Raw genomic sequence first — 21,325 nt, forward strand, 5'->3', positions numbered from 1 at the left:
CTGTCTATTATGACCGATCGTCTTCGAATGCAAGTTTTTTTCTCTACACCCACCGGAAGGCCTTTTTTTAGCTATCCCTAACTTTTTTCAGGTCCATGATATTTTTTCCCTTGACCACACAAAATCACCTCGCTATAGTGGACCCAACAGATGAGCCACTCCCCCGGCTTCATCTGCAGGCAACACGCTTTTTTCAGCAGAAACTGCAAAGGGCGATGACGCCGACCATGCCACATGATAATCCGGCGGAGGCTCCCTATCCTCCGATAGATTATAGCCATTGCTTGGCAAATGCTTCCTTTCTCACCCAATAAAAAAGGCCCGCCATCCCGGCGGGCCTTTTTTTATTCCAGCCTGTTTGCCCTAAACCCACGAAAAGCTATGATTTCTATGCCTAAAACCCGGTAAAAAAGGCCTCCGGCGGCAAGGTTTGCCACCTTGAAAGCACGTTGCGAATGCGCTTTTCCCTTCGTTCCTCAGGGAAAATCACATTCGCTATTCATTCAGGTTAAACTGAACCTGTTAGCCCCCGGCCGGGTCGCCGAAGGCATCTTTAACCGGGCCTTCTCATGGAAGCCACTTTGCCTGAAACGCCTTGAAAGCCTGTCACCGCTGGGCCCGATTGCCCGGAAACGCAAAAAACCCTTTGCCCGTTAAACGATGGGCAAAGGGTTTTAAAAATGGAGAACCCCATGGCCGGAAACCGGCGTTATGGTGTTTCCGAGGTTTCTGGCATGGTCATTTCATGTTGACACCATAAAACCGGGAGTACATCACCGGCACGAAGACCAGGGTCAGCACCGTGGAGAAAAGCAGGCCAAACAAAATGGAGATGGCCATGGGCTCCCACATGATGCCGCCACCGAGCCATAGGGGCAAAAGCCCCAGGGAGGTGGTGGCCGTGGTAAGAAGAATGGGCCGGAACCGCTGGCAGGCAGCATCCACGATGGCCTGGGCCGGTTCCTTTTTCAGCTCCTCCTCTTCGATGCGGATGCGATCCAGCAGCACAATGGCATTGTTGATGACGATCCCCGCAAGGGAGATCACCCCGAGAAATGCCATGAACCCGAAGTACGACCCGGTGATGAGCATGCCGATGATCACCCCGATGAGCCCCAAGGGGATGGTCAGCAGGATGATCAGGGGTTTTTTAAGGGAGTTGAACTGCCAGATCAGAAGCAGCACGATGATCACCCCGGACCAGGGAAGTTTTGCCACGACGGCACCCATGGCCTTGGAGCTGCCCTCGGCGTCTCCGCCCAGTTCGTAACGGGTCCCGGAGGGCCAGGTCGCCTGGGCCTCGTCCAGCCAGGGGGTCACGGCCTTGATCACGTCACTGGCTGTGGTGTCTTCCCGAACATCGCAGGTAATGGTCTGGGTGACGTTAAGGTCCCTGCGGAGAATCTTGCCGGACTGCCATTCGGTGTTGATCTCCGCCACCTGGGTCAGGGGAATGCTCTTGCCCGTACTGCGGGAGGTGATGGAGAGCCCCTCGATCTCCTCCACGGTCAGCAGGCCGGAGCGGTTCTCCCGCATGATGATGGGGATCACGTCCTCCCCTTCGCGATAGGATCCCGTGGTGGAGCCCGAGAGTTCCGTTTCAAGGGCCACGGCAATGTCCTGGTTGGTAAGGCCCGCCATCTGGGATTTGATGGGGTCCACCTTCACCACGAGCTTTTTCGAGAGCATGCCCCAGTCATCGGAGATGTTGGTGGCACCGGGGATCTTTGCCAGTTCGGCCTTGACCGATTCGGAAATGCGGTACAGGGATTCGGCGTCGTTGCCGATGACACGGATCGCCACCGGATCGGCCGAGCCTCCCCCGCTCACCAGGCGCGAGACCTTGTACTTGGCGTCCGGCCAGGTGGAGAGAAAGTAGGTTTCAAGGGCTGCGATCACCGGGGTGCTGGCCTCATCCGACGTGGTGTTGATGAGGATGTGGGCGTTGTTGGGGCTTGCCTCCGGGGCAACGTAGCCCAGGTCGTATTTCGGGGCCCCCTCCCCCGTATAGGTGGACCAGCTCACCACCCCGTCACCTTCGTTGCCGTCCGGGGCCATGTTCTTCTGGATAAAATCGTTCACCCCGCTGACGATCTCCTGGGTCCTCTGGATGTCCGTTCCCATGGGAAGCTCCACATTCACCGTCACCAGGGGCCGGTCGCTGGGGGGCATAAAGATAAAGGGAATGAAGCGGAACATCCCCATGCAGACAACAAACACCATGACGATGCCCCCGATGGTCAGCCAGGGTCGCCTGAGACAGAGCTCCAGGGCCTTGCGGTAACGACCGGCAAACCGGGTGAACAAGGTCTCTTTCTCCCCTTCGGTGGTCACCCGGATGGCCTTGATGCACAGCAGGGCCACCATGGAGAGGGTCAGCAACCAGGAGCAGATCAGGGCAATCGTGAGCACCACAAAGATCTGCCCCATGATCTCGCCCATCACCGACTCGGCCAGCCAGAAGGCCATAAAAGCCGCAGATGTGGTCAACGAGGAGGTCAACAGGGGCACGGTGAGCTCCTTGGCGGAGTCCACGGCCGCGTCCACCGGGGAATCTCCCCCTTCCATCTTCACCATGATGGACTCGCTCATGACAATGGCGTTGTCCACCAGCATGCCCAGGGCGATGATCAGGGAGGCAAGGGAGACCTTGTTCAGGCCCACGCCCGCAAAGCTCATGAGAAGAAGGGTGGTCACCATGGTGGCCGGGATAAGGGAGGCCACCACCAGCCCTGTGCGAAGCCCCAGAAAGGCCAGCATGGTCAAAAGCACGATCACCACGGCCTGTACCAGGTTGCTGGTAAAATCGTTCACCGACTTGGCCACCACCGTATCCTGGGAGGCCACCCGGAAAATCTCCACCCCGTAAGGCAGGCTCTTCAACAGCTCGTCCACCTTGGCATCCACCTGGCTGCCCAGGGCAAGGATGTTGCCCCCGTGCATGAGGTTCACGCCGATGGCCAACCCTTCCCGGCCGTTGATCTTGACGATGCTCTCCCTGGGGTCGGTGTACCCGCGGGTGATGTCTGCGATGTCCCCCAGCTTCAGGACACGGCCGCCGCTTGAAGCCACCACGATCTCGGAGAGGTCTTCAAGGGACTGAAAGTTACCCGTGGGTTCCAGAATAATACGCCGCCCGTCGGCCAGTATGTCCCCGCCGGGCACCACGATGTTGGTGCCCGAGATGATCTCCTGGAGCTGATTCTTGGAGAGCCCCACGGCGGCCAGCCGCTCATTGGAGAAGGAGACATAAATCCTCTCCTCCTGGGCCCCTTGAATTTCCACCTTGGCCGAGGCGGGGAGCTTGATCAGCTCGTCGCGCACATCGTCGGCCAGATCGCTGAGCTCCGCCGCAGAGTAACCGTCGGCGATGAGCCCCAGGATAATCCCGAACACATCCCCCAGCTCATCGTCCACCCGCACCTGGGAGCCGTCGGGAAGCTCCGGCTCCACAGCCTCCACCTTGCGCCGGATGCGATCGAAAATCGGCTGAAGGTCCATGGTGGATTCAAGGAGGTTGATGTTGATGATGGAGATGCCCGTGCGGGACTCGCTGGTGATGTAGTCCACCTCGGGCACTTCCTGCACGGCTTTTTCAATGCGATCCGTGATGAGGTTCACCACCCGCTCCGGAGAAGCCCCGGGATAGGTGGTGACCACGTTGATCGTCCGGATGAGAAACGGTGGCATGTCATCCCGCGGAAGGCTATTGAAAATCGTCACCCCGGACAGGAAGAGCAACCCCAGGACGGTATACACCAGCACGCTGTTTTTTATGGCAAATCTTGTAATCATAGTCCATATCCTGATGACCACGCCCGTGACGCAGGGGCGGGTTCAAGGGTTAGTCGGAAATCAGCTTCACTTTTTTGCCGTCGGTCAGAAAAGAGATGCCCGTTGTCACCACCTTCTCACCGCCTTCAAGGCCGCTCAGGATCTCAAACCCGTCGGACATCATCCGGCCTGCGGTGACGCGCCGCTTGGTCACCACGCCCTCGCCCTCCCCTGTTTTTTCGACAATGTAGAGAAAATGTCCCTCGTAATCTTTGGCCACGGCATGGACCGGTACGAGAAGGGCGGGCACCGCCCCCTCCCGCTCAAACCGGAACACAACGGAGGCCGGCATCCCCGGCCGGATGTTTGCCCGGGCCCCTTCCATGACAAGGGTCACGGGGTAGGTATGGGTCTCGGGGTCCGACTCGAAGGCCACCTCGGTGACCCGCCCCTCAAAGCGCTTGTCCGGCATGGCAGGGTACACGATGCCCGCGGCCTGCCCCTGACGGATCTGGGCAATCCAGAGCTCGGGGATCCCCGCTTCCACTTCAATGGAGTCACCGGCCTGCACCACGGCCACCACCTCGCCGGAGGCGACGTTTTCATTGGCCTCCACCTCCCGGGCGGTGACGATGCCGTCCATGGGGGACGCCAGGGTGTAGTAGGTCAGCTCCCGCTTCTGAAGCCGAACCGCCCGCACGTCCACATCGTAGGCTGCCGATGCGTTGGCGTAGGTGTCCCGGGCCTTCTCGTACTCGCTGACCGGGACGTTGTTGTTCTCGTACAGGGCCTTTGTCCGCTGAAGGTTGGATTTGGCGTTGTCGCTCTGGATGCGGGATTTCTCCAAATCCACCAGGGCCTTTTCCAGGTTGAGCCTGGCATCCCGGTTGTCCAGGGTGGCCACCACCTGCCCCCTTTTCACGCGGTCCCCCACCCCGGCCTCAAGGGTCTCGATCTTGCCCCCGGTGCGAAAGCTCATGCGCACGACCTCCCCTGCCTTGGTAATCCCGGAGAATCGACGTTCCAGGTGGCTGGGGACCGGCGCCACCTCACGGTACTTCACCGCCCGGATCACCTCGGCCTCCTGCTTCTCCTCGCCGCCGCAGCCGGTCACCCCAACCAGAAGCCCCAAGGCCACGCCATATATAGCCCTCTTTTTCCATCCCATAAGGTCATCTCCCATGATCACAGCCGCATCGGCTGCAGGTATTGATGATATAAACTGTTTTTAACCTACTTATTGGTCGAACAACGCCTTGATCCGCCCGGCAAAGGCTTCTGTCTCCAGAGGATCGGAGACCAGGGTCATTTTACCCACGGTGCGTTCCAGCTTTAAAAGTGCCCTCACCTGCTCGTAGATGGCGTTGGTTGCTTCAAGGTCTGCCGTTAAAGAGGAGTTCTGGGCCTCCACCAGGTCGGTGAGGGACGCCTTCCCCTTGGCGTAGGAGTCGGCGATGAGGTTCAGGCTTTTTTTGGCGTATTCCGCCGATCTCACGGCCTGCTCCCGCGTCACATACCGGGTGATGGTATCCAGCAGGGCCACCCGCACGGAGAGCTCGATCTCCTGTTGGGCCTTTCGCCTCTTCTCTTCCAGCTGGGCCAGGGTAAGGCGCTCCCTGGCGAGCTCCACCCGGTTCTCGCCCCCGGAGTAGAGGGTCCAGGTCAGGTTAACCGAGGCGTCCCAGCGCTCTTCGTGGTATAATGGCCCGTCCTCGGACCCCGCGCCCCCGCGATCCATGTCGCGGTTCCAGGTTCCTGCGGCGCTGACGGTGGGGACCCAGTTCTTTCGGGACAACACCCCGGCACGGGTCTCAACCGCAGAGATGTTGCGGGAAAGGGCCGAGAGTTCCGGGGCATTTTTCACCGCCTCCTCCACAAGGAACGTCAGGTAGGTTTCAAACCCCTCCGTGTTGGTGAGCCGCCCCTTGACACTCCTTACAAGGAAACTCCCATCCATGAAATCGTCCAGACCGGCCCCCAGGGCCCGGGTTTTCTGGTCAATGGGGACCCCCATAATCAGATTCAGGTTCCGAGAGGCAACGTTCACATTGGACCGCGCGGTAAACAGCGCGGCCTTGGACGTTGCCATGCGGCTCTCCCAGCTGAACACATCCCCGGACCCCGCATACCCCGCCTCTTCCCGCTGCTTGGCGATGACAAGGTTTTTCCGGATAAGGGCCAGGTTGTCCATCTGGACCGTCTCTTCGGTGCGCGCCTTGAGAAGGTCGGTGAAGGCCACCGTGGTGTCGAACACCGTATCGAGGATCAGGGCCTGCCTGCTTTCCTGCTCGGCTTCCAGCAGGTCCTTCTGACTTGAAATGGTCCCTATGGCCTCGTCGGAATAGATCAGCTGCTCGACGACGGCGCTGCCCGTGGTGGTACGCTCCGCCTGGGTGTTGTTGGAGGTTGTGGCCACATCTTCATCAATGAAGGTCTGGGACCCCACGAGTTTCACGTCGGGTAAAAACGAGGTTCCGGCCTGGCGAACGGCCTCTTTGGCCTGACGGACGTCAAAGGTGTTGATGCGAAGGTCGTAGTTGGCGGCAAGGGCGCTGTTCACCGCATCCTGCAGGGTGTAAAAAAGCCCACCCTCCTGGAGGTCCCCGAGGAGCTGGGCACCGGAAAGCATCTCAAAGGAGGGGGAAAAACCGATGGCTCGAGCCGTCTCCATGTTGATGGTCAGGGCCACCTCAAACTCCATGTTCACAGGAAGATCGGACAGCTTGTCGCCGCCGACCCAGCCGTCAATGTTCAGGGCCACCCGCCTTGCGACGCGGTTGAAGGTCCCTTCAGGCGATGCCGAGGCAAGGACCCCTTTGCGGACATCCCTCAGGGAACCCCCGAAGGTGGGGATCTTCATCTCGGTGAGGGCCTGGACAAGGGCCGGGCGCCCTACCTCCTCCTGGGCCCCCAGGTACCCCACATACACGGCATCCACGCCGCTGAGTTCAGCCAGCACCTCGTTGACGCCCTTGTTCGAGGAGACAATACGGTAATCTGCCTCAGGGTGCAGGGCCTTGTCCAGTTCCCCCTCTTTTTTCCGGATGACATCGGCCACCGACGGATCAAAGACGATGCCCACCTCTTTAAAAGGGGTCAGGCGCCGAAAAAGAAGCAGGTCTTTGGTGATGGAGTGGTTGAAATGAACGTAGGTCAGGTTGGCAATGCCGGATCGATCCTCGTCGCTGTGTCGGACCCCTTGAAGTACCGAGTCCATAATGCCCACGGCAATCACAGGTTTGGAGTAGGGACCGGAGTCGGCGATCACCGACGAACTCACCACCCCGATGGAGACAATAATGTCCACTTCGGGGTCGGCCACCAGCTCCCGATAAAGGGCCCGGGCCTTGTCGGCGTTCCAGTCGATGGCCCCGCCCTTGCCCTCTCCCAGGGTGTAGGTGTAACGGGCCCCTGCCAGAAGGTCCATCTCCTGGTGAACAAGGCCCAGAAACTGTGCCATGTCGCCCCTCGTATCATCGGCAATCAGGCCAAGGGTCAAGTGTCTCCCTGAAGAGGTCCATCCGGCCTGGGGGATACCCCACACCAGAAGCATCAACACGATAAGGATGTTTCGTTTCACGTCATAGACTCCTTACTTATCGAAAGACATTTTGTTGGGTTATCGACCATATCACGGGATAACCAATGTCCCAATCCAATCCGCACTGGGTTTTAATGTTACATGTTATACTCAGACAGAGTAAATGGAGCCCATCCTATCTCAAGTCACAGGCCGTGGCAATAAGCCTTCATGTGACGCACAATTTCATCCTGTCGTCAACGAACCTCGACAATCCGGTACATTAAGGATAAAATGACTCCGTCATATGGCCGTGCCTGTTCCCCTATCGCAATGCCAAACGGGAGGATGCATCATGTCTGAAGATCAATGGAACCCTGGCTCCCTCATGGAAGCCTCGGGAGCGTACTGGAAAAGCTGCACCATTCATACCGGGGTCAAACTCGGAATCTTTACACTCCTGGGAGGCGAGGCCTTGACGGCCCGGGAGATCGCGGACCGAATCCACGGCAACCCCCGGGGCCTGGGGATCCTCCTCAATGCCCTGTCCGCCATGGATCTCCTTGCCAAAAACGGGGAGACCTTCAGCAACCCGCCCTTTGCCCTGAAATACCTCACCCGGGAATCCCCGGACTACATCGGCCACATCCTCATGCACCACCACCACCTGGTCTCCTCCTGGGAGCGCCTGGACGAAGCCGCCCTGGCCGGAGCCCCGGTTCGCCACGAGCAAAAAGACCGCGGCAAGGAAGAGCAGGAGAGCTTTCTCCTCGGGATGTACAACAACGCCTCCCTGTCCGCACCGGACGTTGCCGATGCCGTGGACCTTTCGGGTTGCGCCACCCTCCTGGACTTAGGGGGAGGCCCCGGCACCTACGCCATCCAGTTCTGCAAAAAAAATCCCCAGCTCAGGGCCTGGGTGTACGACCTGGCCGGTACCGAGCCCTTTGCCGTCAGTATTATCGACAAGCACCTCATGGGCGACCGCGTGGGCTTTGTCCCCTTTGACTTCATCAGCCACAGCTTCACTGACGCCGACCGCTTCGATGCCGCCTGGCTCTCCCATATCCTCCACGGCGAAAGCGAGGCACAGGCCCGCTCGGTCATTGCCAAAGCCTCTGCCACCCTTCACCCCGGCGGCAAGCTCCTCATCCATGAATTTATTCTGGAAGACACCAAAGACAGCCCCCTGTTCCCGGCCCTGTTCAGCCTCAACATGCTGGCCGTCACCGACCACGGCAGGGCCTACAGTTACTCGGAATTAGGAACCATGATGGAACAAAGCGGGCTCACCGCCATACGCCGCATCGACTACGGAAGCCCCAAGGGCACCGCCGTCATCGAAGGGATCAAGGCCTGACCGCTGACGGATCACCGGTCGCAATTTTCTGGGCAAAGAGCACCGCCAGGATGGCCAGGGATTCGGGGTCGAGCCAGGCGGACACATCCGAGGTAAAAAGCAGGGTGCAGGAGGCGGGGAACTCCTCATCTGCGTCGTTGAATCGAAGGTTAAGGGGAACCCGGGGAAGCGGAAAAAAGGTGGCGGAAAAATCGTAGCCCCCTGTCCCGGGCTCTTTCCTGCCACCGAGGGCGCTGCAGGCCGCCTCCAACGCGGCCACGTTTCCGGCGAATCGGTCCTGCAAAGGCTTCACGGCGTTTTCTGAAAAATAGACAGCCAGGGGGCCCGACCCCTTGACCTCGCGGTAGGTAACCCAGTCCCCGGTCGCAGGGAGCGTCTCCGGGCAACGGAGGATGTAATTCATCAACACGATGCACTCGGAAAACCCGGGGGCCTGCCCTCCGGGGCCAATGACCCCGGCCCGTGAAATGGCAATGGGGTCGTTCAGAAAAGAGAACACCAGGGCCTCGTCACCCACCCGGGCCCCCAGCCTTTCCGCCCGACCGAGGAAATCACAAGCAGCCAGCTGTTTCAGGTACCAGCCGTACGTCTTCTCAAACACCGTCATTGAATCACGCATCCTGCCTCCATCGTTGTCGCTGTGGGTGACCACGGGCCTTTTACCATCCCCCGCACGAAAAGCTCCTTTACCATACAAGCCCCCCCTGGGATCGCACAAGGCACTTTTTATGGGCCCGCCCGGGCCAGGAAGAAAAAACCGCAGGATTTTACGGCCGGGTTCGTTGTATGTATATCCATGACAGATTCCAGGATAAAAACAAAAGCGCCCGTACCTCCCCGGCCAATCAGGGGACACGGTGTACGATAATGGATGTATCTCTTTTCCGGCCCCAACCCGGGAGGTGACCGCTATGGAACACCCACAAGAAAAAGAGCTCCACGCGTATGTGGACAAGACCCTTGACCCACAGGGCGAAAAGGCCATGGACGCCCACCTCGCCCACTGCCCCTGCTGCCGCCGGGAGGTGGATGAACTCGGTCTTCTTTTCCATGAGCTGAAGCACCTCTCCGCCCCTCCGCCGGACCGGGGGATGGTGACACGAATCCTTCTCAGCCGGGAACGGGAGGATCAGAACCGTCCGCTCACCCTCGACCTCTTCAGGCTCCTTTTCGGCCGTATGGGCTGGGCTGCCGTAGCCGTGGGCCTTGTTGTGGGGGGCATCCTGGGGTACTCCGCCCTCCCAGACTGGAAGCCCTACGACACCGACAAGACGGCCCCTTATACCCTGGCCGCCCAGGAAGATCCCTACCTGGGCTATCTTATCAGCGACAACGGAGACCTCCTATGAGCCGGAAAAAAATCCTTGTCCTCCTGGCCTTTTCCCTGTGCCTCAACGCCGGATTCCTTGCCGCCACCCTGGCAAGGCATACGCCGTCCACAGAAAAGGAACTGAAGCACCCCTTCCGTGCGTACACACGGCACATGGAGCTGCTTCGTGAGCTTGACCTGCCCGAGGAGACCCTTCAACAGGCCACGGAACTTTTGGACACCTTCATGGAACAGCGCACCGCCCTCATCGTCAAAAAGCTCGACCACAAACTCAAGACACTGGACCTGCTGGAAAAGAACCCAGCCCTCTCCCGGGAAGAGTTTAAACAGTGCCATGCGGAAGAAGAACGCATCGAACAAATCATCTCCACCCTTGACTTTGAGTATACCCTCAGCATGCGGGGCCTCCTGCCCCCGGATAAGATGGCCTTGATGTACGCCCACGCTGCTGAACTGATCCGCCCACACCGTGAGAGGATGGCCGCCTGGAAGAAGGCGGCCCATTGAGTCTTAGGGATACCCCGTAAGATGAACGTTGGAACACCCTGGAAAAAAAAGAAGGATGCCGACCTGATGAGGGCCCTTGCCCTTGGAAAAGAGCGGGCATTTCGCGAGCTGGTGGAACGCCACCAACCCGGTCTCTACGGCTTTGCCCTGCGGTTCTGCCGGGTCAGGGAAGAGGCTGAAGATATGGTTCAGGAGACCTTTTTGCGCCTTTTCAGAAACCGGCACCGCTTTGACACCTCGGGCAGCGTGAAAGCCTACCTCTACAAGGTCTGCCGCAACCTGCTCATTGACGCTTCACGCAAAAAACGTCCCGAGCCCCTGGAGGGCACCCCGGACACGGACCCGGCCCCGTCGCCCTTTGACACCCTGAGCCTGAAAGAGGGGCGACACACCCTCTCCCGGGCCCTGGACGAGCTCCCCGAAAACCAGCGCACGGCCATGGTCCTGCGCCACACCCAGGAGCTCTCCTACGCCGAGATCTCCGAGGTCATGGGACTCTCCCTCTCCGCCGTGGAGTCTCTCCTCGTCCGGGCCCGACGAAGCCTTCGCAGGCGCCTTCAGGCCACGGCCGCTTGATTTTGGGTAAACCACAGAGCCACAGAGGGTTCTGAAAAAACCAAAAAGCCTGCCTCCGGCGGCGAGGTGTGCCACCTCGAAAGCAGGTTGCGAATGCGCTTTCCCCTTCGTTCCTCAGGGAAAATCACATTCGCCTTTGATTCAAGGCATGGTGAGGGCATCGTATCAAATAGCTGTTTGTTAAACTTTTCGTAACTATTCAGCTGGCCTCCGGCAGGGCCGCCGGAGGCATAAATTAACCATCTGTTTTTTTTAAGGATCTACATGCTCTGCTTATCCCGACATCTGTGCCCCAAGGCCTGGCTGGCCGCCCTTCTCTTGACCCTTGGGGCCTGCACCCCCTTTGCGCCCCCGAATACGGGACCGGGCCCCCTTCCCTTGCCGGAGAGCTACAGTCTCTACCCCGAAGCCACACCGATTCAAAAGAGCCGCTGGTGGCTCTCCTTTGAAAACGAGGAGCTCAACGGCCTCATGGACGAGGCCCTGAAGGAGAGCCTCACCCTCCAGGAGGCCTGGGCCCGCCTGAAACAAAATGCAGCCCTTTACAAGGCCAAAGGGGCGGCCCTTTACCCGACCCTTTCCGGGGAGGCCGGGGCCGAGACCACCCGGCGCGGGGGAGATGACACCACCGAGACCACCACCGATTCCGTCTCCCTGGGCCTTGCCGCCTCCTACGAGGTGGACCTCTGGGGGCGCATCAGGGCCCTTGAGGAATCCGAGCGGCAGCGCCTCCTGGCCAGCCGGGCCGATGTGGAGACCTCGGCCATGACCCTCACCGGCGAGGTGGCGGAAACCTGGGTGGCACTGGTGGCCATCCGAAACGAAATCGCCCTGGTGGAAGAGCAGATGGACCTTAACAAGACCCTGCTCACCGCCCTGACCTGGCGCTTTGAAAACTCCCTGGTCTCGGCCGTGGACGTCCTGAGACAAAAAAAGGTGATCGAGCGCCAGCTCTCGGAGTTGCCCTCCCTCAGGCTGCAGGAGAGCCGCTTTGAAAACAGCCTGGCCCTGCTTCTGGGCAAACCGCCCGGCATGGCACCGGCCGTGGGCACCACCACCCTGCCCGAGCCCGGCCCCCTTCCGCCCACGGGACTCCCTGCGGACCTTCTCGCCATGCGACCCGATGTGCGGGCCGCGGGCCTGCGACTCAAGGCCGAGGAATGGGAGATCTCAGCGGCCAGGGCAGACCGCCTTCCCGCCCTGTCCATCACGGCCAGGGCCAAATACACCTCAGACGGGGTGGAGAGCCTCTTTGACAACTGGCTGGCCAACTTAGCCGGCAACATCACCGGTCCCATCTTCGATGCCGGTAAACGCAAAGCCGAGGTCGAAAGGGCCCGGGCCCAGGCCGAAGAGCGCCTGGCCACCTACCGCCGCACCGTACTGACGGCCCTGTCCGACGTGGAAAACAGCCTCATCGGCGAGGTGCGGCAAAAAGAGACCGTGGCGGCCCTGACCCGGGAGATCGAAACCGCACGCCTCACCCTTCTTGAGGCAGAAACCCAGTACACCCAAGGGGTCTCCGACTACGTTAACCTTCTCGACGAACTCAAGGACCTCCAGGAGCTTCAGCGAAAACTGGTCCAGGAAAAGGCCCGCCTGGTCAAAGAGCGCGTCGCCCTGCACCGGGCCCTGGGCGGCAGCTGGTCCAACACCCTGACGCCCCCCGGAGAGGCCGCTGCGCCCACCGAAGAAACCGAACCAGCCAAAGGAGTTTCCACCGCATCATGATCCGCACCCCCCAGCAGAATTCCAAGGCCCCCATGTCCCGCCGTCTTACGCGCGCGGGATTGCCGCTCCTTATCCTGGCGGCGGCCTTTTTCATTGGCAGCCATCTCATGGACTCCAAACCCAAGGCTGAAAAACGCCCCCGCACGGCCCTGCCCCCCCTGGTACGCTGGGAGGAGGCCCGGACAACAAACCACCCGGTGACCGTCTCGGCCATGGGCACGGTGCGCGCCTCGGCCCAAATCGATCTCAAGGCCCGTGTCGGCGGCCAGGTGGAGTGGCTTGCACCCGCCCTTGTCCCCGGCGGCCGGTTTAAAAAAGGGGAAATCCTGATCAAACTGGACAAAGCCGACCTGGACATCTCCCTGGCCCTGGCCGGGGCAAAGGTCCAGCAGGCCCGGGCAGACCTCTCCCTGGAACAGGGAAGCCAGGAGGTGGCCAGAAAAGAGCTGGCCCTCATGGAGACCACCATGGGCCACCGGGTCAAAGACCAGTCCCTGGCCCTGAGGCTCCCCCAGCTCAAGATCGCAGAAGCAAACCTCGCCCTGGCCGAGGCCGATCTGGACAAAGCCCTCCTGGACCTTGCCAGAAGCGAAATCAGGGCTCCCTTTGGCGGCATTGTGCTCTCCCGGAGCGCCCCGGTGGGCACCCTGGTGACCGAAGGCCAGACCGTGGCCACCCTCGCCGACGACGACACCTGGTGGGTGGAGGCTACCCTTCCCGTGAAGGACCTGGCCTGGCTGCGCCTCCCGAAAGCCAACGAGACCCACGGAAGCCAGACGCGTGTCCTCACCCAGACCGGGGCCGCCTTCCGGGGCCGCTTGATTCAGGTTCTGGGGGACTTAAGCGACATGAGCCGCATGGCCCGCGTGCTCATCGAGGTGGACGACCCCATGGAACAGGCCGCTGCCACGGGTGCCCCCCCGCTGCTTCTCAACAGTTACGTCACCGCAGAGCTGGAGGGCAAACCCCTTCGAGACATCATCGCCCTGCCGGACCGGGCCCTTAGGGACGGAAACGAGGTGTGGGTGGCCGATGGCGACACCCTGCGTATCCGCACGGTCCGCATCGTCTGGCGGGAAGGCGCAACGGTCTTCACGGACCGGGGCATTGCCCCGGGGGAACGCGTCATCCTCTCGGATCTCTCCTCCCCTGCCGACGGCATGAAGATACGCACCCGAGGCGAAAAAAAAGATAAAAAAGCCTCCGGCGGCCCTGCCGGGGGCTAAACTTTTGCCTGATCTTATAACGACGGGTTTAATAAACAGGTTTTAAGAACAGATTCGGTTTCATCTGAATCAATAGCGAATGAGATTTTCCCTGAGGAACGAAGGGGAAAGCGCATTCGCAACCTGCTTTCGAGGTGGCACACCTCGCCGCCGGAGGCATTGCTTTTGTTTTTTCTTGAGCCCTCTTGACCCTGTGATTCATCCGAACTTTAACCATAGAAGGCATCGCTTTTTGTCTGCTTTATTTACACCAGAGCCCTGAGCGGATGAATTCCCTTTTTTAAATGCCCAACCACCCAACGATACGCAGGTTTATTTCATGACACACGATCCCAACGAACACCCGGGCCGCGGCCCCATTGCCTGGATGGCAGGCAACTCCGTGGCCTCAAACCTTCTTATGGTGGTCCTGCTCATCGGCGGCCTCATTGTGGGGGCGTCCATCAAGCAGGAGGTGTTCCCCGAGTTTGACCTGGACTTTGTCAACATCAGCGTGCCCTATCCCGGTGCCAGCCCCGAGGAGGTGGAGCGTGGGGTGTCGCTGGCCGTGGAAGAGGCGATCCAGGGCATTGACGGAGCGGCCGAGGTCACCGCTACCTCATCCGAAGGGGGAGCCAGCATTTCCGTGGAGGCCCTGGAAGGGGCGGACATCCAGCAGCTTTACCGGGACATCGAAAAAGAGGTGGATGCCATCACCTCCCTTCCCGTGGACGCGGAGAACCCCAAAATTTCCATAGCAGCCCGCCATCGGGAGGTGATCTCCTTTGCCATTTACGGAGACCAGAAGACCTCGGTGCTCAAGGAACGCGCCGAAGAGTTCCGCGCCCGCCTTCTGGAGTCTCCGGCCATCACCCAGGTGAGCCTTGCAGACGTCCGGGACCGGGAAATTCAGGTGGAGGTCTCCCAGACCACCCTGCGTCGCTACGGCCTCACCCTGGCAGAGGTGGCCGCATTCATCCGAAACGCCTCGGTGGACCTGCCCGGCGGCAGCCTGAAAACCGACGGGGGAGAGCTGCTGGTGCGGATGAAAGAGAAACGATACATCGCCCGGGACTATGCCTCCCTTCCCCTCATGAGCCTTGCAGACGGCTCCCGCATCACCCTGGGAGAGGTGGCCACCATCCGGGATGATTTCGTCGAGACCACCCGCTATGCCACCTTCAACGGCTTGCCCGCCGTCATGGTAGAGGTCTACCGGGTGGGGGACCAGACCCCCATTGATGTGGCCGAAGCGGCCAAGCAAACCCTTGCTTCCTTCAACGATTCCCTGCCCGAGGGGATCTCTGCGGCCATGGTGCGGGACCTTTCGGAGATCTTCAAGCAGCGTGGGGAGCTGCTCATCAAAAACGCCTTCATCGGCCTGGCCCTGGTCTTTATCATCCTGGCCCTTTTCCTCGAAATCCGGCTTGCCTTCTGGGTTTCCCTGGGCATTCCCATCTCCTTTCTGGGGGCCTTTCTCGTGCTCCCCTTTTCCGATTTCACCATCAACATCGTCACCATGTTTGCCTTCATCGTCACCCTGGGCATCGTGGTGGACGACGCCATCGTGGTGGGGGAGAACATCTACCACAAGCGGCAGCAGGGCATGGGCCTGCTCCCGGCGGCCGTGGCAGGGGCACGGGAGATTGCCAAACCCGTTGTCTTCAGCGTGCTCACCAACATGGTGGCCTTCATGCCCATCTACTTTGTGCCGGGATTTCTGGGAAAAATCTTCAAGAGCATCCCCATCGTGGTGATGATCGTTTTTGCCATCTCCCTGGTGGAGAGCCTCTTTATCCTCCCAGCCCACCTGGGCCACAGCCGAAGGGAAGGGTTCGGTGGCTTCCTCAAACCCCTTTCCGATGCCCAAAGACGATTCAGCGGCGCCTTCACCCGTTTTGTGGAGCGCCGCTACGGTCCCCTGCTCTCCGTCTGCCTCCGGCATCGCTACGTCACCCTGACCACAGGGATTTTCATCCTGTCCGTCACCGGTTCCTGGGCCCTGTCCGGCCGCATGGGCATGGAGCTCTTTCCCCGCATCGAGTCCGACTACGCCTACGCCAACCTCACCCTGCCCTACGGCACCCCGGCCGCCGAAGTGGACCGCATCGCAGGCATCGCCGTCTCCGCAGCCAAGGAGGTGGTGGCGGAAAACGGCGGCGAGGACCTGTCCCGGGGAATCCTCACCCGCATCGATGAAGAGGAGATCCGTATCCGGATCCTCCTGACGCCCCCGGAGGTCCGCCCCATGAGCACCACCGAGGTCACCCGCGCCTGGCGCGAGCGTGTGGGGAGCCTTCCCGGCATGGAGTCGGGCCTCTTTGAAGCCAACCGCGGGGGCCCCGGATCAGGCAAAGGCCTGACCATTGAGCTGCGCCACCGGGACACCGACACCCTGGAGCGGGCCAGCCGCCAGCTGGCCGACGAGCTCGCCGCGTTTCCCAACGCCCGGGACATCGACGACGGCTCGTCCACCGGCAAGATGCAGTTCGACCTGGTCATGCTCCCGGAGGGGGAGCGCATGGGGTTCACCGCCGAAGAGATCTCGCGGCAGGTACGAAACGCGTACTACGGTGTCGAGGCCCTGAGGCTCCAGCGCGGCCGGGACGAAATCAAGGTGATGGTGCGCCTTACAGGGGAAGAGCGCAAAACCGAAGGAGACCTCTTCAGCCTGATCCTTCGGTCCCCCGAGGGCATGGAGGTGCCTTTAAGCGAAGCGGTGGACATGAGCAGGGGACGCGCCTACACCACCATCTACAGGCGGAACCAGAAACGCATCACCGATGTCACCGCCAACATCATCCCCGAGGCCGAAGCCGGACGCGTGGCCGAGGCCCTGAAAGACGGGAGCCTGGCCGACCTTATGGCCGCCACCCCCGGCCTCACCTACGTCTTTCAGGGCAAACAGGCCGACCTGAAAGAGAGTGTGGAAAGCCTGATCCAGGGCCTGCTCATGGCGCTGATCCTCATCTACGCCCTGCTGGCCGTGCCCTTCAGGAGCTACGCCCAGCCCCTCATCATCATGGTCTGCATCCCCTTCGGCATCATCGGAGCGGTGATGGGGCACCTGATCATGGGCTACTCCCTTTCGGTCATGAGCCTCTTCGGCATCGTGGCCCTGGCCGGGGTGGTGGTCAACGATTCGCTGGTCTTCATTGACTTTTCCAACCGAAAACGCCATGAAGGAATGGCCGTGGTCGATGCGGTGAAGGCAGCGGGCATCCAGAGATTCCGGCCCATCCTCCTCACCACCGTCACCACCTTCGGCGGCCTGGCCCCCATGATCTTCGAGACCTCACGGCAGGCACGGTTCCTCATCCCCATGGCCATCTCCTTGGGGTTCGGGATCGTCTTTGCCACCTTCATCACCCTGCTTCTCGTCCCCAGCCTCTACATGATTCTGGAGGACGTCAAAGCACTTGTGGGGCGCTCCGAGGCGCCCACGGACACCACCACCGAAGATGTGCCGAGGTTGTAAAGGCCCGGGACAGGCTCGATTCACCACACACCACCAGACCAGAGGAATACTAAGACATGCTCACTTGGACACGGAACACACGGCCTTCGGCATCGACGCGATACCTCCCCTTGATCTGCCTGCTCCTTGCCCTGGCAGCTCCGGCTGTCGGTATAGCAAACCCCGGAAAAACGCCCACCGCGGGCCTTCAGGGAGACATCAAGGTCATGCCCGGGGTCATCCACGCCACAAAGGCCCAGAACGACGTCGGCGATGACAACGAGCGCATCGACAGCCTGGACCAGTCTGCATCCTCCGAAACCGAGGTGATCCCCATCGTCCTGTGGAACCTCGGCTACACCTTTGACAACCTCAAAACGAGCCTGTACGCCGGCACCCCCACCTCCAACATCGTCAAGGGGACCTACTTTCTGGAAATCGGGGCCAGCCACCGCCTGGACAACGGCACCACCCTCAGCCTTTCCTGGATCCCCGAGCTTCCCCTCATTGACGACGAGGTATGGAAAGACCCCTTTCTGACGGGTGTGGACCGGGAAGAGACCGACCGCACCTCCCAGGGCTTCCAGGCCAAGGCGGAAGACATCTTTGGCTCCCCCTTTTTTGTCAGCTATGCCTTTGCCGTCAACGACATCGATGAAGAGGAGTCCGGTCAGGGATACACCGATGGTGACGGCAACCCCCTCACCGACGAGGAGCTGCTGAGCCTCAGGCGCTCCAGTGAGGTCCACTTCGTTGAGACAGGCTTTCGCCTCCCCGTAAGCCGCTCCATCATTTTGGGCGCAACCCTGGATGCCCTTCACAACGAAGCCGACGGCAAGGCCCATCGGTTCGACCAGCTCGGGGGCAAAGTATCCATGATCTTTCGCCACCCCGTCTTCCAGGCCTTTTCCACCGTCTCCTATCACCGGGCAGACTTCGACGGGACCCACCCCGTCTTCGATAAGAAACGGGAAGACCGGCTCTACAGCGCCTCCCTGGGCATTGAGGCCCCCCTGCCCTTCGACAGGCTCGACCTTGCCTTCTCCATGCTGGTGAGGTACGGCCGTACAGACTCGAATATCGATTTTTATGAAGGGGACACCATCATGGGCGGCATGGGGGTCAGCTACCGATTTTAACAGCGACGCAGGAGGGTTGGCCTGAAAAACGAGTTTTGACAGGCAGCGCATGCCTGCTCTATGATGAAGGACTGAGATCTCGGCCCGGCTGTTTCCGCGTTCCATAACCCCTGACTCCAGGCAGGTGCCATGAACTATGCTTCCGATCCCATGAACCGTCCTTTTTCCGTGATGAGCATCAACTTGCGCTTCGGTCTTGCCGACGACGGCGACAACGCCTGGGAGCACCGACGCAAGGCCTACGGCCCCCTGTTTACCGCCACCTGCCCCGATTTTATCGGCATGCAGGAGGCCAACAATTTCCAGACCCGTTACCTGGCACAGCTCCTGCGGGACTATCGGTTTGTAGGCGTCAGGAACCCGTCCCCATCCACCTGGCAGAACAACCTGATTTTTTACAGAAAGGAGTGGACCTGCCTGCGGCATACCCACTGTTTTTTAAGCGACACGCCCCATGAGGTGAGCCAGCTAGAGGGAAGCCGGTGGCCCCGCCAGTGCGTCATCGGAGAGTTTGAACGGGAGGAGGAGCGGGTGGTCTGCGTGACCACCCACTTTGACTTTGACGAAAAGGTCCAGGCGCAGAGCGCGGACCTGCTCATGGGGTTTCTGGAGGATTTTCCCGGGGACGTGCCCATGGTCATCACCGGCGATTTCAACGCCCCGCCCGAGAGCCTCGCCCATGCAGCTTTTCAATCCGGTGGATTCAAAGACAGCTTCGCCGGAGAGCACTCCTCCACCTTCCACGGCTTTACCGGAAACGACCTGGGCAAGCATATCGACTGGATTTTGTACAAGGGAAAACTCAAGGTGATGGATGCCAAGGTGATCAAGCACCCCTTCGAAGGCATCTACCCCTCCGATCACTACCCCGTGGTGTGCAGGTTCACATAAAAAAAACCGCCTGAACAGGCGGTTCTTAAATCTAAAAAAACGGGAAGAGAGAGGAAGAGCTGGTATGATCCGTTCATGGCCTCATCGGGCCATGACCTCTTAACGACTCAGCTAGGTAGGATGGTCAGGCAGGACTCTTCCCCTGTCTTCAAATATCCCGTTTTGGTATGTTTTATTTCGGGGGAGGAAGTGCAGGCCCTGTCATGTATCCATTCAGCTCAGCGTTGCTAAAACCCTGCGAAGTCCGTTCCACGTCCGTTGTAAAGCCTCCCCCCAAGACGGCCAGCCGGATCGACCGGTATATCCAGATCACATCAAATCAAACCCGCCCAAAATCCATGTATGAACAGCAGAAGTAAGTCAGCTCAGCACAACATCGGTCAGGCAATCCGGTAAGCATTGCATCCCTGAAACATCACAGCCGGGAAGTCAATCAACAGCAATGTGCCCCCTTTTTCAAATGTGATTTATACAGACTGCCTGACAAAATCAACCCTTGTTGATAAGGTACTTAATAGGTACAAGGCATACCCAAAATTGGGCAATCCCTTGAGCCTCGGGTTCCCCAGCAATTGTAACCACTTTCCCCCCACCGAAACGCACTCCGGGAACGCTGGAGACATACCCAAAAGTGACCGTCGGTTATTCTAACTCCGACGGCGTCAGAGATGCCGACAAAAGGGCCCTCAGGTTGGTTTTGGAGTGGGTGAGCCCCAGCTTCCTGCGGATATTCTTCCGGTGGGTTTCGATGGTCTTCACGGACAGGGAAAGAATGTCGGCGATCTCTTTGTTTGTCTTGCCTTCCCGGATAAGGTTGGTGATCTCTATTTCCGAGGGAGTCAGTTGCAGCTGATAGGAGGGCGCCGTCTGGACCAAAGGCCGGGCAATGGTGCTGAGGTTGTTCTCCACCACCTCCAGATAGGCCATCTGGCGGCTCCCCAGCCGTGTTCCTTTGAGTTTTTCTATCCACGGGTGAATCATCTCCCGAATGGTGAAAAGAATCTCCTCCTCCAGGGCTTTTTTGTCCCTGCTCCGCTTTTTCAAGAGCACCTCAAGGGCGGTGTTCATCTCTTCAAGGCCCACGGTCTTTCGCTCCAGCTCCTTTTCCCGGTTCCGAAGAGCCTCCTCCACAAGGGCCACCCGAGTGACATCCCGCACAAAGGCCACCACCCCTTCTCCCTGGCAGCACCGCATCATGCGCGCCTCGAAGTGGTGTTCATCGCCCTCCAGCACCAGGGAGTACTCAAGGGTCTGACGCTCCCCGGTTCCAACGGCGGCTTCACAGGCCGTGGTGATCTGCCGGGCCAGGGCCTCGGGCAATACCTCGTGCACGCTCTTTCCCATAAACCCTTCCGGGGACCGGTACAAAGGAAGGCCCATGGCGGCGTAATCCATGAACACCCCCTCCCGGGAAAGGGTGAACATCAAATCAGGCAGCCCCTTGATGAGCCGGCTGCTCTCTTCTAGCTGCTGTTTCAGCTGTGCGTTCTCCTTGCGGAGCGCATCGAGTTCGTCCATGGTCCAAGTCTCGCCTTGTCCCTTCCGTGTCCACAACCCATGGCCGGGCCGGTGAGGGGGGTCGAATAAGGGTCAGGGCCTGTCAGCCCGACCAGTTCATGGGAAAACGATCAAACAAAATAGTTACGTTTTCTGCCCGCTTTTCTCACCCTCCGGGTTGCGCATCACTGATGCCTTGGTTTGGCTGGCAGCGGCTCTGCCCCGGGGATCTCTTTATGTAGGCAAGGCCCTCCGGCGTGTCAAGGGAAGGCTCCAACGACAAAACCCGCATCGGTAACGGACGCCGATGCGGGTTGGTAAATCGGGATGGGCTCAGA

The 21,325-nt window shown here is 60.0% G+C and carries 14 protein-coding genes; 9 read left to right on the forward strand and 5 right to left on the reverse strand.

All coding sequences use genetic code 11. The annotated features are described in order from the left end of the window. Positions 1-738: 738 nt before the first annotated feature. The 3 genes from BLQ12_RS00625 to BLQ12_RS00635 all read right to left on the reverse strand — a co-directional run bounded on the left by BLQ12_RS00625 (position 739) and on the right by BLQ12_RS00635 (position 7,354). Entirely contained in the window at positions 739-3,795 is a 3,057-nt protein-coding gene (locus BLQ12_RS00625) for an efflux RND transporter permease subunit (protein ID WP_092207239.1), read from the reverse strand. 49 nt (positions 3,796-3,844) lie between these two features. After that, positions 3,845-4,942: an efflux RND transporter periplasmic adaptor subunit gene (locus tag BLQ12_RS00630; RefSeq protein ID WP_175469403.1), complete on the reverse strand. Its 1,098-nt coding sequence runs from the start codon at positions 4,940-4,942 to the stop codon at positions 3,845-3,847. 69 nt (positions 4,943-5,011) lie between these two features. Then, positions 5,012-7,354 carry a TolC family protein gene (locus BLQ12_RS00635; protein WP_092207243.1) on the reverse strand — a complete coding sequence of 781 codons (2,343 nt, stop codon included), beginning with the start codon at positions 7,352-7,354 and terminating at the stop codon, positions 5,012-5,014. A gap of 295 nt (positions 7,355-7,649) precedes the next feature. Here BLQ12_RS00635 and BLQ12_RS00640 point away from each other — a divergent pair, with 295 nt between their 5' ends. After that, positions 7,650-8,654 (forward strand): methyltransferase, encoded by a 1,005-nt coding sequence (locus BLQ12_RS00640; RefSeq protein ID WP_092207245.1) that lies wholly within the window; start codon positions 7,650-7,652, stop codon positions 8,652-8,654. On the opposite strand, the gene BLQ12_RS27230 is transcribed toward BLQ12_RS00640, so the two are convergent. Beyond that, on the reverse strand, positions 8,644-9,273 hold the full coding sequence (locus tag BLQ12_RS27230; protein ID WP_175469404.1) for a DUF3786 domain-containing protein: 630 nt from the start codon (positions 9,271-9,273) through the stop codon (positions 8,644-8,646). The two genes, BLQ12_RS00640 and BLQ12_RS27230, sit on opposite strands and share 11 nt — an antisense overlap. Before the next feature lie 292 nt (positions 9,274-9,565). Between BLQ12_RS27230 and BLQ12_RS00650 the strand changes: the two genes are divergently transcribed. From BLQ12_RS00650 to BLQ12_RS00685, 8 genes are all read left to right on the forward strand, one after another. After that, positions 9,566-10,003 carry an anti-sigma factor family protein gene (locus tag BLQ12_RS00650; RefSeq protein ID WP_139163792.1) on the forward strand — a complete coding sequence of 146 codons (438 nt, stop codon included), beginning with the start codon at positions 9,566-9,568 and terminating at the stop codon, positions 10,001-10,003. Continuing rightward, positions 10,000-10,491 (forward strand): hypothetical protein, encoded by a 492-nt coding sequence (locus BLQ12_RS00655; protein WP_092207251.1) that lies wholly within the window; start codon positions 10,000-10,002, stop codon positions 10,489-10,491. The genes BLQ12_RS00650 and BLQ12_RS00655 overlap by 4 nt, the downstream gene beginning before the upstream one ends. 21 nt (positions 10,492-10,512) lie before the next feature. Beyond that, positions 10,513-11,067 carry an RNA polymerase sigma factor gene (locus BLQ12_RS00660; RefSeq protein WP_092207253.1) on the forward strand — a complete coding sequence of 185 codons (555 nt, stop codon included), beginning with the start codon at positions 10,513-10,515 and terminating at the stop codon, positions 11,065-11,067. 264 nt (positions 11,068-11,331) lie between these two features. Next, positions 11,332-12,798 carry an efflux transporter outer membrane subunit gene (locus tag BLQ12_RS00665; RefSeq protein WP_092207255.1) on the forward strand — a complete coding sequence of 489 codons (1,467 nt, stop codon included), beginning with the start codon at positions 11,332-11,334 and terminating at the stop codon, positions 12,796-12,798. Continuing rightward, entirely contained in the window at positions 12,795-14,024 is a 1,230-nt protein-coding gene (locus BLQ12_RS00670; RefSeq protein WP_092207257.1) for an efflux RND transporter periplasmic adaptor subunit, read from the forward strand. Before BLQ12_RS00665 ends, BLQ12_RS00670 begins: the two co-directional genes overlap by 4 nt. Before the next feature lie 319 nt (positions 14,025-14,343). Continuing rightward, positions 14,344-17,481, forward strand: a complete 3,138-nt coding sequence (locus tag BLQ12_RS00675; protein ID WP_092207259.1) for an efflux RND transporter permease subunit — start codon at positions 14,344-14,346, stop codon at positions 17,479-17,481. Positions 17,482-17,537: 56 nt separating this feature from the next. Beyond that, on the forward strand, positions 17,538-18,599 hold the full coding sequence (locus BLQ12_RS00680; protein WP_092207261.1) for a DUF2860 family protein: 1,062 nt from the start codon (positions 17,538-17,540) through the stop codon (positions 18,597-18,599). A 129-nt stretch (positions 18,600-18,728) separates the two neighbouring features. Continuing rightward, complete coding sequence (locus BLQ12_RS00685) at positions 18,729-19,490, forward strand: endonuclease/exonuclease/phosphatase family protein (RefSeq protein ID WP_092207263.1); 762 nt, start codon at positions 18,729-18,731, stop codon at positions 19,488-19,490. Positions 19,491-20,132: 642 nt separating this feature from the next. Here BLQ12_RS00685 and BLQ12_RS00690 read toward each other — a convergent pair. After that, complete coding sequence (locus BLQ12_RS00690) at positions 20,133-21,008, reverse strand: helix-turn-helix transcriptional regulator (protein ID WP_092207265.1); 876 nt, start codon at positions 21,006-21,008, stop codon at positions 20,133-20,135. Positions 21,009-21,325 lie beyond the last annotated feature (317 nt).

Origin of the sequence: Desulfoluna spongiiphila (assembly GCF_900101345.1) — a bacterium.
In the GTDB taxonomy this organism is placed as follows: domain Bacteria; phylum Desulfobacterota; class Desulfobacteria; order Desulfobacterales; family Desulfolunaceae; genus Desulfoluna; species Desulfoluna spongiiphila.

Bases quoted from the DNA above. Each gene is read 5' to 3' on its own strand.
- BLQ12_RS00630 (WP_175469403.1), bottom strand. From the start codon at position 4,942: ATGGGATGGAAAAAGAGGGCTATATATGGCGTGGCCTTGGGGCTTCTG.
- BLQ12_RS00670 (WP_092207257.1), top strand. From the start codon at position 12,795: ATGATCCGCACCCCCCAGCAGAATTCCAAGGCCCCCATGTCCCGCCGT.
- BLQ12_RS00660 (WP_092207253.1), top strand. From the start codon at position 10,513: ATGAACGTTGGAACACCCTGGAAAAAAAAGAAGGATGCCGACCTGATG.
- BLQ12_RS00655 (WP_092207251.1), top strand. From the start codon at position 10,000: ATGAGCCGGAAAAAAATCCTTGTCCTCCTGGCCTTTTCCCTGTGCCTC.
- BLQ12_RS27230 (WP_175469404.1), bottom strand. From the start codon at position 9,273: ATGCGTGATTCAATGACGGTGTTTGAGAAGACGTACGGCTGGTACCTG.
- BLQ12_RS00665 (WP_092207255.1), top strand. From the start codon at position 11,332: ATGCTCTGCTTATCCCGACATCTGTGCCCCAAGGCCTGGCTGGCCGCC.
- BLQ12_RS00690 (WP_092207265.1), bottom strand. From the start codon at position 21,008: ATGGACGAACTCGATGCGCTCCGCAAGGAGAACGCACAGCTGAAACAG.
- BLQ12_RS00650 (WP_139163792.1), top strand. From the start codon at position 9,566: ATGGAACACCCACAAGAAAAAGAGCTCCACGCGTATGTGGACAAGACC.
- BLQ12_RS00680 (WP_092207261.1), top strand. From the start codon at position 17,538: ATGCTCACTTGGACACGGAACACACGGCCTTCGGCATCGACGCGATAC.
- BLQ12_RS00675 (WP_092207259.1), top strand. From the start codon at position 14,344: ATGACACACGATCCCAACGAACACCCGGGCCGCGGCCCCATTGCCTGG.
- BLQ12_RS00685 (WP_092207263.1), top strand. From the start codon at position 18,729: ATGAACTATGCTTCCGATCCCATGAACCGTCCTTTTTCCGTGATGAGC.
- BLQ12_RS00625 (WP_092207239.1), bottom strand. From the start codon at position 3,795: ATGATTACAAGATTTGCCATAAAAAACAGCGTGCTGGTGTATACCGTC.
- BLQ12_RS00640 (WP_092207245.1), top strand. From the start codon at position 7,650: ATGTCTGAAGATCAATGGAACCCTGGCTCCCTCATGGAAGCCTCGGGA.